The following is a 9456-nucleotide window of genomic DNA, read 5'->3' on the forward strand; positions in this document are numbered from 1 at the left end:
GGCACTGGCGGCGGGATGCGATGTCGTGCTCGATTGCTGGGCGCGCATGGACGAGATGGCTGACATCGCCGCGCGCATCGACCCGGCGGGTCCGCCGGTGCTCGAACGGCTCGGCCGTGCAATGGCGATGCGGGCGGCGCCGAGCGGCGACATGGCCGACCTCATCGCGCGGCGCGACGCCTTGCTGGCGCTGGCGAACTGATCGAACCGTTGCGCTCGCCGCGCTGGCCGTGGCAATCACGCGCATGGCCGATGGCGATGCCGACACCCTGACGATTTCGCTGGAAAGCTGGGAGGGGCCGCTCGACCTGCTGCTGGGGCTGGCGCGCACGCAGAAGGTCGATCTCAAGGCGATTTCGATTCTCGAACTGGTCGAACAATATCTGGCGTTTATCGCCTCTGCCCGCGAATTGCGGCTGGAGGTTGCGGCCGATTATCTGGTGATGGCGGCGTGGCTTGCCTATCTCAAATCGGCGCTGCTGTTGCCGCGCGACCCGGAAGAAACGCCAAGTCCCGAGGAACTGGCGCTGCGCCTGACGCTCAGGCTGGAGCGGCTGAATGCGATGCGCGAGGCCGGGGCACGCCTGATGGCGCGCGACCGGATCGGCCGGGACGTGTTCGCGCGCGGCGCGCCGGAGGGGCTGAGGACGGTGCGACAGACCCGCTGGGATGCCAGCCTGTATGACCTGATCGCCGCCTATGGCCGGGTGAGCGCGCGATCGCGCCCCGTGCTGCATGTCGTGCGACAGCGACCGGTGATGACGCTGGAGGCGGCGCTGGCGCGTGTATCGGCAATGCTGGGCGAAGCGCTCGACTGGACGTCGCTGTCGCGTTTCCTGCCCGACGGCGGCGACGCGTTGTGGCGGCGTTCGGCGGTCGCCTCCAGCTTTCTGGCCGTGCTTGAATTGGCGAAGCAGGGGCGCGTCGAACTGGAACAGGCGGGACCGTTCGCGCCGCTTTATCTGCGGACGCCGGCATGAGCGAGCGCGATCCCCTGGTCCGCGCGGTCGAAGCGATCCTGTTCGCCGCTGCCGATCCGATTAGCGTCGCCGACATTCGCGCGCATCTGGGCGAGGGCGGCGATGTGCGGGGGGCGCTCATGACGCTGGAGGGGGATTATGCGGGTCGCGGCGTCAATCTGGTCCGGCGCGGCGAGCATTGGCATTTTCAGACGGCGGGCGATCTGGCGCATATCTTGCGCCGCGAGCGCGAGGACAGCCGCAAGCTGAGCCGCGCGGGGATCGAGACGCTGGCGATCATCGCCTATCACGAACCAGTGACCCGCGCCGATATCGAGGCGATTCGCGGGGTGCAGGTCGCGCGCGGCACGCTGGACGTGTTGATGGAGGCGGGGTGGGTCCGCCCCGCCGGCCGACGGGAGGTGCCCGGTCGCCCGTTGATGTATGCGACGACGCCCGCGTTTCTCGACCATTTCGGGTTGGGCAGTCGCCGCGACCTGCCCGGCATCGACGATCTGCGTGCCGCAGGGCTGCTCGATCCGGTCGATCTGGCGCTTGAGCAGACAGCGGTGGAAAAGGGCGACGAGGACGACTAGATAGGTAGGACCTCGAGGAGATTCGTCATGGGAAGTTTCAGCCTGGTCCATTGGCTGGTGTTCGGCGTCATCGCGATCCTGCTGCTTGGCGGCGGGCGGTTTTCGAACCTGATGGGCGACGTTGCCAAGGGCATCAAGAACTTCAAGAAGGGAATGGCCGAGGAAGAGGCCGAGCCGACACGCATCGAAGCGCAACGTGCGGCGGAACCCGCTTACAAGACCGACGCCTACAAGGCCGAGGAACGCGCGCACGAACAGCGCTGACGCGATCAAGCCGGCCACGGGCAAGCTGTCCGCTGGCCGGTTTTGTTCTGGAATAATGGCGCGCAGGCGGGATTGACGGAGCGAGATGCTCGATTTCAACATGAGCGAGATGGTGGTGGTCGCCGTCGTCGCGCTTCTCGTCATCGGTCCAAAGGACCTGCCGAAAGCAATGCGGTTCGTCGGCTATTGGGTCGGACGCGCGCGCGGTGTGGCGCGGCAATTCCGTTCCGGCTTCGATTCGATGGTCCGCGAGGCCGAGCTGGCCGAGATGGAAAAGAAATGGGCGGATGAGAATGCGCGCATCATGCGCGAACATCCGACCGAATCCGACAAGCCCGTAACGGCCGAACCTGTCTCGCTCCCGGCTCCAGGTGCGTCGGAGGACCAGTCCGCGGTTACGGTCGAGCCACCAGTGATCCGCGATGAAACGCCCGCCGCGGGCGCGCCTGGCGAACCCGATCCGAAGGCGCAGTCGTGAACGATATCGACGATACCCAGGCACCGTTGCTGGAGCATCTGGTTGAGCTGCGCCGCCGGATGCTGTTATGCGTCGTCACGGTGTTTGTCGCGTTCGGCGTGTCCTATGGCTTTGCCGAACAGATTTTCGCGTTTCTCGTCCAGCCGCTGCTCGCCGCCGGACAGGACAAGGTGATCTTCACCCAGTTGTTCGAAGCGTTCTTCGTTCGGATCAAGGTCGCCTTTTTCGCGGCGATGATGGTGTCTTTTCCTGTCCTGGCCAACCAGTTGTGGCAGTTTGTGGCGCCGGGACTTTATCGCAGTGAAAAGCGCGCGCTGCTGCCTTTCATCCTTGCCACGCCGGTCCTGTTCACCATGGGCGCGGCGCTCGCTTATTATGTGACCATTCCCGTCGCGCTGCATTTCCTGCTGGGCTTCGAGGGTAATTTCGGCGGTATCCAGCAGGAGGCGTTACCTTCGGTTGGCAATTACCTGTCGTTCGTGATGCAGTTCCTGTTCGCGTTCGGCATTTCGTTCCTGTTGCCGGTGCTGCTGATGTTGTTGGAGCGTTCGGGGATCGTCACGCGCAAGCAACTGATCGGCGCGCGGCGTTACGCCATCGTCGCCGCCTTCGGCATTTCGGCAGTGCTGACGCCGCCCGATATCGGGTCACAGTTCCTGCTCGCGATCCCGATGATCCTGCTCTACGAACTCGCGCTGATCGGGATCTGGTTCACCGAGCGCAAGCGCGCCAAGGAAGCCGACGCTGAGACCGAAGCGAGCGCCTGAACGAAAAAGGGCCGCGCACCCGGTTTCGGTGCACGACCCTTTTTTACGTCAACGCCGGTGGTTCAGTCGGCAACATCTTCAACTGCCGAACCGGCCGACTGCACGTCGCGGCCCACGCCCTCGACCGTGTTGCACGCGCTGACGATCAGCGCACCGGCGACCATGGCCAAGCCCAGAATCTTACGCATCCTAATCTCCATCATAACCACTCGCCGGTTCTGAATGCCGGACGCGCACATTCGTTCCATGCGCGAAGCGGACGAGTGATCCGAAGCAATCGGACGAAGCGTAACAATGATTTTCGTGAAACGATAAAGGCCTGGAAACGCCGCCGGGGGGGGAGGGTCGACGTTTCCAGGCCTCATGTCATGAACGGCGAGAGCGGGGGGGCAAAAGGTCGCCGTTCGGAAAGCAGAACGTGCGCTCGCCAAACCGGTTCCGGGTGGCGGTGACTTTTTTCAGTCGGCCTGCATCAGCGGCAGCGCGACCTCATAGGCGCCCGCCAGCGGATCATGATGAAGTGGCGCGCGTAGTTGCCGCGCGAGACCGGTGACGACACGGCCATATCGATTGGCCAGCAGCGTTTCCAGCGCGGGGGTCTGAATAAAGGCCGGCGCGACGAGGCGAAGCGTGCCGCTGCGCGCGTCTTCATCACCGGCGCGAAGGCTGATGCGGACCTGCGTTTCGGGGCTGACATTCATTGCCAGTTCGAGGAGTTCGGTGACGAGGAACGCCACCGCCACGGCCGTGTCCTGCGATACCGACACCGGTTCCACATCGATCGTGACCGAAAAGCGGTGCGCGAGTTCGGGCGCCCCGGCGCGGATGCCGGCCGCGAGTTCGCCGATGACCGACCGCATCTCGACCCCGCGATTTTCCTCGAGCTCGGCAAAGTGGTAACGGTGCACGACCGCCAGCGCATCGACCCGCCGCTGGATCGACGCATAGGCCGCCGCCGCTTCGGGCGTGGTCGCGCCGCGCGCGTGGAAATTGATGAGGCTGGCGATGACCTGCAGGTTATTCTTTACCCGGTGATGCACTTCGCGCGTCAGCTTGGTCTGGCGCAGCAAGCCCTCCGCCAGTCCCGTTTCATGCGCCACGACCGTCTGGGTCAGTGTGCGGAACGTGTCGCCAAGCTGCCGGATCTCCTGCGCCGGCACCGCGCCATAATCGACGGGACCCAGCACCGTGCCCGGCGCATAGGCACTGACGCTTGCACGCAGCCGCCGCAGCGGGCGGATCAGCAGGCGATCGACCACGAACCATGCAATCCCTGCCGCCAGCACCCACATCAGCAGTGGGAGCAAGGTCGTGACAACCAGCGGCGACGTGATCGGCGCGCCGCGCATCGTCATTTCAATGACCAGACCATCGATGCCCAGCGGGGTCCCCGCCGTTTCGATCCGGTTGAGGACACCGATGCCGGGCAGCGTCGTCAGGTCCAGCCCTTCCCCGTCGCCGCGCAATGTGATGCCATGGTCAGGAACGATCCCGCCGGGCCGCGCCGTCATTGCCAGGAAATCGCGCGGGAAATAGGCCGTGGCCACGGCGCCCTCGGCGCGCCCGACAACCGACAAAACCAGTCCGTCGCCGACGATCCGCGCGGCGGGGGCTTGATCCGACTGGGCGGCGATCCGGGGGGGCAGGGGCGCGCCGCACAACAAACGACCGGACTTGTCGATAATCGCGAACTGCGATCCGGCGGCACGCTGCTGGGCAAAGGCGCCCATCGCTCTGGCGCAAGCCGGCGCATCGTCCGCGCTGAGTGCCAGGGCGTCCATCGCCTGATGCAGGGTGTTCATGTCGCCGTTCAACTCGGCCGTCAGCGCGCGGGCGCTTTCGCTCAGCGCCAGTCGAAGCTGGGATCGCGCTTCAAGATCGGCGATACGCGTGGTTTGCAGCGATGCAAGGAGCGCGATCAGCGCGAGCGGCAGCAGTGCGCCGCCAAGGATCAGAAATACGCGTGCACCCGTCGGCATCCGGGCCAGCCAGCGCCCGCGCAATCTCGGATCGGTGCTGTCATCGGAACCAGGCGCGATCGATTTTGTCATTTGCAGTCAGGCTAGCCCGTTTGAAAGCCGGTGGGAAATGCCGCTACTGGCCACGGCCTGGATTGCATCAACCCTGACTCAAAAAACTGTGCTGAGCCGCAATCAACCCAGGCGCTTTAGCAGGTCCAGAAGTTCATCGGGCACTTTTTCGTCGACCGCTTCACGATAAACCGCACGCAGCGCATCGCCGACGTTCTTCTGCTTTGTTCCGGTCTGCTTGAGCGGCTTTTCATCCGAAGGCTTATCCGAAGGCACGTTTTCCCCCTGCTCCCCGCAATCCCCCTTTCAGATTGCGGGTACGACGATTTCGCGAGGCGCCTGGGCCGCACCTCGATTCCGGTGTGCGCTAGCACATGTTCGGAGCGATGAAACCAAAGAGCGCCTCGTTGGTTCCATGGCGCGAGGCATTTTCGGGGGAGGGGGTCCTTCACCTGTCGGGCCATCGCTCTATTATCAAAGGTTCGCCGCCCCCGACCATGCGGGGCGGTCGTGGAGGAGAACAAAACGATCATGTCGCTTGGCCAGCAGCTTGCCCCGCACCTTCCCTTTCTGCGCCGTTACGGACGCGCGCTGACGGGCAGCCAGACCGAAGGCGACCGTTATGTTCGCGCGACGCTGGAAGCCATCGTCGCCGCGCCTGAGGAGTTTCCGCGCGACGTCGACCCGCGCCTGGGCCTGTATCGCACGTTCCAGGCGATCTGGGGTTCGACTCAGGTCAATGAACTGGGCGGTGACGAAGCCGATCCGTCGAGCGACCAGGAAGCGATTGCGCGCGCCCGCCTTGCGCGCATCGCGCCGCTGTCGCGCCAGGCGCTGCTGCTGACCGCGATGGAGGGCTTCACGGTCGAGGATACCGCCTATCTGATCGATGTCGACACCGCCGAAGTCGACAAGCTGGTCGCCGATGCACTCGCCGAAATCGAGCAGCAGACGCGCGCGCGCGTGCTGGTGATCGAGGATGAGCCGATCATCGCCATGGATCTGGAGACCATCGTGCGCGATCTGGGGCATGACGTCACCGGCGTGGCGGTAACGCGCGACGAAGCGGTTGCGCTGGCGATGGAGGATCGTCCGGGCCTGGTGCTGGCCGACATCCAACTTGCCGACGACAGTTCGGGGATCGACGCCGTCAAGGATATTCTGGCGCAGTTCAACGTGCCGGTGATCTTCATCACCGCGTTCCCGGAGCGGCTGCTGACGGGCGAGCGTCCCGAGCCGACATTCCTTATCACCAAGCCGTTTCAGCGTTCGACGGTCAAGGCGGCGATCAGTCAGGCGTTGTTCTTCGACCAGTCGACCGTCCCGGCGGCGTGAACCACGGCTCCGTAAAAAATTACGGAGCCAAAACGATTTTGGGGGGTTTATCCGTCATGGCTGATCCGAACGAGCAAGTGCATATCGACACCGATCGCGCCCGCGCCGGTGCCACCCCCCGCATGACGCGGTATATCCTGCCCATTTCACTGGTGCTGGTGATCGCGATCTTTGCCTATCTGGTATTGGTCTGACCGCGATCGATACCGAATCGTCCGGGGCAGGGGTGGTCATGGGGGCGTCGCGCCCCTATGTTCCCGCGCCGGGCCGTGTGTTTTCTGGCCCTGCCGAACGGAGCCGCATGTCGCAAAATGACGATCAGCAAGCGGACGCGCCCGACGCGGTCGCGTATGAGCATGTCTCGCTGTCGGACCCCGACTTCAAGGCGCAGCTGACCCAGGTCATTCCGCATCTTCGCGCGTTTGGCCGTTCACTGTCGGGTAGTCGCGATACTGCGGACGATCTGGTGCAGGAAACGCTGTTGAAGGCATGGGCGGCGCGCAAGCGGTTTCAGGCGGGCACGAACATGCGCGCATGGACGTTCATCATCCTTCGCAACCTGTATCTCAGCCAGATGCGTCGCGCGCGGTTCAAGGGCGAGTGGGACGATCTGGTGGCCGACCGACTGTTGGCCGCGCCTGCCAGTCAGGATCGCCACGTCGAATTGACCGATATGCAGCGCGCCCTGCTGCACTTGCCCCGACCGCAGCGCGAGGCGCTGATCCTCGTCGGGGCGGGCGGCTTTGCCTATGAGGAAGCGGCCGAAATCTGTCAGGTCGCGGTGGGCACGATCAAGAGCCGTGTCGCGCGGGGCCGGGTCGCGCTGGAAAATCTGCTGACTGATGGCGATTTGCCCAGTCGCGCATTGCACGATGCCGGCGATCGAAGTGCGCTCGATACCATTATGGGTGAGGTCGAGGAACTCAGTCGCCCACGCTGAATATCGTTGTCGTGTAAGAAAAAGGGCTGGTCGCAACGCGCGACCGCCCTTTTTGGATTCTGTCGTTTCGCTATGTCAATCGCGATGAGTGGTGCGGTTGTCGAGCGCGTGGAGTAGCGCCGTCATATCCTCCGGCAGATTGCGTTCCCGACGATAGGCGCCGCGCAACGCGCCGGACAGCCGGTCCCCGACACCCGGCATCCCGACACGCAGACCGTCATTGGAACGATGCGAAGGTGAGGTGATCTGTGACATGCGGGTGTAACGCGCTTGTCCGCCAATCGTTGCTTGACACCGGCATCGATGCTGCGTTTCCCCCTGATTGATATGACCGCGACGAATGATCCGGCGCGCCTGACGCGCGCACTCGACCGCGCACGGGCCGAAGCGCCGTTTCTGCGACTTGCCGCCGATCGCGAGCCGGAACTGGCCGCTGATCCCATCGCTGCGCTTGCCGATCCCGTCGCGGCGGCCTTTGCCGGTCTGGATGACCGCCCGGTGGCCGAACGGTTGCGGCTGGCGCGTTGGCGGCTGGCGCTGATCGTCGCGCTGGCGGACCTGTCAGGCGTCTGGCCGTTCGAGCGGGTGGTCGCCACATTGACCGATTTCGCCGACCGGGTGCTGGATACGGCGATCCGCGCGGCCATTGGCGAACGCACGCCCGATGCCGAACCGGTCGGCTTCACCGCGATCGCGCTGGGCAAGCAGGGTAGCGGCGAGCTGAACTATTCATCGGACATCGACCCCATCCTGCTGTTCGATCCCGAAACACTGCCCACGCGCCCGCGCGAAGAGCCACAGGAAGCCGCGGTGCGGATCGGCAAGCGGGTGGTCGAACTGCTCCAGGCGCGCGACGGCAATGGTTATGTGCTGCGCGTTGACCTGCGCCTGCGCCCGTCGAGCGAGGTGACGCCGATCGCGCTGCCGGTCGAGGCGGCGATCGGCTATTATGAGTCGGCGGCGCTGCCATGGGAGCGGGCCGCGTTCATCCGCGCTCGCGCCTGCGCTGGTGATGTCGTGCTGGGGCAGCGGTTCCTCAACGCGATCCGGCCGTTCATCTGGCGGCGCAGCCTCGATTTCGGGGCGATTGCCGAAATCAGGGGCATCACCACGCGCATTCGCGACCATCATTCGCGCGGACAGGCATTCGGTCCCGGCTTCGACCTGAAGCGCGGACGCGGCGGTATTCGCGAGATCGAGTTTTTCGCGCAAATCCATCAGCTCATCCATGGCGGCCGCGATCCGTCGCTGCGTGCGCCCGCTACGCTGGATGCGCTGGCCGCACTGGCGGCGGCGGGGCGCATCGACAAGGACGATGCCTCGGTGCTGGCGGATGCCTATCGCTTGTTGCGGACGCTGGAGCACCGCGTGCAGATGATCGACGATCGCCAGACGCACGCGCTGCCCGATGGCGGTTCGCTCGATCATGTGGCGCGGCTGCACGGACTGGACGATGGGGCGGCGCTGCTCGATCTGGCACGTCCGCATGTCGAGCGGGTGGGCGCGATCTATGACGCGATCGAACCGGAAAGCAGCGACCGGTTGCCCGACGCCGATGCGGCGCTGTCCGCGCGGCTGGCGGCAGCGGGCTTTGCCCAACCCGATCAGGCGGTGCGCCGCGTCGCCGAATGGCGGGCGGGGGCCTATCCCGCGCTGCGAAGCCCGGCGGCGCGCGGCGCGCTGGAGAATGCGCTGCCCGACCTGATCGCCGCATTGGGCGGTGCGCCCGACCCAGACGGCGCGATCCTGCGGCTGGACCGCATCCTTGGACGCTTGCCGAGCGCGATCAACTTCTTCCGCCTGATCGACGCGCAGCCGCATCTGGCGCGATTGCTGGCCACGGTGCTGAGCCTGGCGCCGACCTTGGCCGATGCGCTGGGGCGGCGGGTCGAGATGCTCGATGGTCTGATCGACGCAAGTGCGCTGGAACCGGTCGGCGCCGTTGGCGAACTGGTCGCGGCGATGCGCGCGGGGCGACTCGATTATGAACAGCGCCTCGATCATGTCCGCCGCGTGGTGGCCGAGACGCGCTTTGCGCTGGGCGTTCAGATTGTGACGGGTGCGCGCGATCCGCTGGAAGTGGCGGG

At 65.2% G+C, this 9456-nt stretch carries 13 protein-coding genes and 1 pseudogene; 10 read left to right on the forward strand and 4 right to left on the reverse strand.

What is annotated here, in order from left to right; all coding sequences use genetic code 11:
- The 6 genes and pseudogenes from VL973_RS08655 to tatC form a co-directional block, all read left to right on the forward strand.
- A pseudogene (locus VL973_RS08655) lies at positions 1–202 on the forward strand (beta-hexosaminidase); the annotation flags it as partial.
- A 43-nt stretch (positions 203–245) separates the two neighbouring features.
- Positions 246–980: a segregation and condensation protein A gene (locus VL973_RS08660; protein WP_325283633.1), complete on the forward strand. Its 735-nt coding sequence runs from the start codon at positions 246–248 to the stop codon at positions 978–980.
- Complete coding sequence (gene scpB, locus VL973_RS08665; RefSeq protein ID WP_325283623.1) at positions 977–1555, forward strand: SMC-Scp complex subunit ScpB; 579 nt, start codon at positions 977–979, stop codon at positions 1553–1555. The genes VL973_RS08660 and scpB overlap by 4 nt, the downstream gene beginning before the upstream one ends.
- Positions 1556–1582: 27 nt before the next feature.
- Complete coding sequence (locus VL973_RS08670) at positions 1583–1819, forward strand: twin-arginine translocase TatA/TatE family subunit (RefSeq protein ID WP_325283624.1); 237 nt, start codon at positions 1583–1585, stop codon at positions 1817–1819.
- Positions 1820–1904: 85 nt separating this feature from the next.
- Positions 1905–2297: a Sec-independent protein translocase protein TatB gene (tatB, locus tag VL973_RS08675; protein ID WP_325283625.1), complete on the forward strand. Its 393-nt coding sequence runs from the start codon at positions 1905–1907 to the stop codon at positions 2295–2297.
- Complete coding sequence (gene tatC, locus VL973_RS08680) at positions 2294–3064, forward strand: twin-arginine translocase subunit TatC (protein WP_325283626.1); 771 nt, start codon at positions 2294–2296, stop codon at positions 3062–3064. The genes tatB and tatC overlap by 4 nt, the downstream gene beginning before the upstream one ends.
- Before the next feature lie 62 nt (positions 3065–3126).
- Here the strand turns inward: tatC and VL973_RS08685 are convergent, their stop codons facing one another.
- From VL973_RS08685 to VL973_RS08695, 3 genes are all read right to left on the reverse strand, one after another.
- Complete coding sequence (locus tag VL973_RS08685; RefSeq protein ID WP_325283627.1) at positions 3127–3252, reverse strand: entericidin A/B family lipoprotein; 126 nt, start codon at positions 3250–3252, stop codon at positions 3127–3129.
- Between the two features lie 270 nt (positions 3253–3522).
- The gene (locus VL973_RS08690) at positions 3523–5043 is read right to left on the reverse strand and encodes a sensor histidine kinase (protein ID WP_325283628.1); all 1521 of its coding nucleotides are present in this window, start codon (positions 5041–5043) and stop codon (positions 3523–3525) included.
- Between the two features lie 174 nt (positions 5044–5217).
- The gene (locus VL973_RS08695; RefSeq protein WP_325283629.1) at positions 5218–5370 is read right to left on the reverse strand and encodes a NepR family anti-sigma factor; all 153 of its coding nucleotides are present in this window, start codon (positions 5368–5370) and stop codon (positions 5218–5220) included.
- Positions 5371–5625: 255 nt separating this feature from the next.
- Between VL973_RS08695 and VL973_RS08700 the strand changes: the two genes are divergently transcribed.
- The 3 genes from VL973_RS08700 to VL973_RS08710 all read left to right on the forward strand — a co-directional run bounded on the left by VL973_RS08700 (position 5626) and on the right by VL973_RS08710 (position 7369).
- On the forward strand, positions 5626–6429 hold the full coding sequence (locus VL973_RS08700) for a response regulator (RefSeq protein ID WP_325283634.1): 804 nt from the start codon (positions 5626–5628) through the stop codon (positions 6427–6429).
- Between the two features lie 56 nt (positions 6430–6485).
- On the forward strand, positions 6486–6623 hold the full coding sequence (locus tag VL973_RS08705; RefSeq protein WP_325283630.1) for a hypothetical protein: 138 nt from the start codon (positions 6486–6488) through the stop codon (positions 6621–6623).
- A gap of 107 nt (positions 6624–6730) precedes the next feature.
- The gene (locus VL973_RS08710; protein ID WP_325283631.1) at positions 6731–7369 is read left to right on the forward strand and encodes a sigma-70 family RNA polymerase sigma factor; all 639 of its coding nucleotides are present in this window, start codon (positions 6731–6733) and stop codon (positions 7367–7369) included.
- A gap of 75 nt (positions 7370–7444) precedes the next feature.
- Here VL973_RS08710 and VL973_RS08715 read toward each other — a convergent pair whose 3' ends face one another.
- A complete protein-coding gene (locus VL973_RS08715) occupies positions 7445–7624 on the reverse strand; it encodes a hypothetical protein (protein WP_325283632.1) in 180 nt (59 codons plus the stop codon).
- Positions 7625–7672: 48 nt separating this feature from the next.
- Between VL973_RS08715 and VL973_RS08720 the strand changes: the two genes are divergently transcribed.
- Positions 7673–9456: [protein-PII] uridylyltransferase family protein (locus tag VL973_RS08720; protein ID WP_475526631.1), on the forward strand; the 1784-nt coding region annotated here is incomplete at its 3' end.

This window comes from Sphingomonas sp. (assembly GCF_035490575.1).
GTDB lineage: Bacteria > Pseudomonadota > Alphaproteobacteria > Sphingomonadales > Sphingomonadaceae > Sphingomonas.

Excerpts from the sequence above, each read along its gene's own strand:
- VL973_RS08660 (WP_325283633.1), top strand. The coding sequence starts at position 246 with ATGGCCGATGGCGATGCCGACACCCTGACGATTTCGCTGGAAAGCTGG.
- scpB (WP_325283623.1), top strand. The coding sequence starts at position 977 with ATGAGCGAGCGCGATCCCCTGGTCCGCGCGGTCGAAGCGATCCTGTTC.
- VL973_RS08670 (WP_325283624.1), top strand. The coding sequence starts at position 1,583 with ATGGGAAGTTTCAGCCTGGTCCATTGGCTGGTGTTCGGCGTCATCGCG.
- tatB (WP_325283625.1), top strand. The coding sequence starts at position 1,905 with ATGCTCGATTTCAACATGAGCGAGATGGTGGTGGTCGCCGTCGTCGCG.
- VL973_RS08685 (WP_325283627.1), bottom strand. The coding sequence starts at position 3,252 with ATGCGTAAGATTCTGGGCTTGGCCATGGTCGCCGGTGCGCTGATCGTC.
- VL973_RS08690 (WP_325283628.1), bottom strand. The coding sequence starts at position 5,043 with ATGCCGACGGGTGCACGCGTATTTCTGATCCTTGGCGGCGCACTGCTG.
- VL973_RS08700 (WP_325283634.1), top strand. The coding sequence starts at position 5,626 with ATGTCGCTTGGCCAGCAGCTTGCCCCGCACCTTCCCTTTCTGCGCCGT.
- VL973_RS08705 (WP_325283630.1), top strand. The coding sequence starts at position 6,486 with ATGGCTGATCCGAACGAGCAAGTGCATATCGACACCGATCGCGCCCGC.
- VL973_RS08710 (WP_325283631.1), top strand. The coding sequence starts at position 6,731 with ATGTCGCAAAATGACGATCAGCAAGCGGACGCGCCCGACGCGGTCGCG.
- VL973_RS08715 (WP_325283632.1), bottom strand. The coding sequence starts at position 7,624 with ATGTCACAGATCACCTCACCTTCGCATCGTTCCAATGACGGTCTGCGT.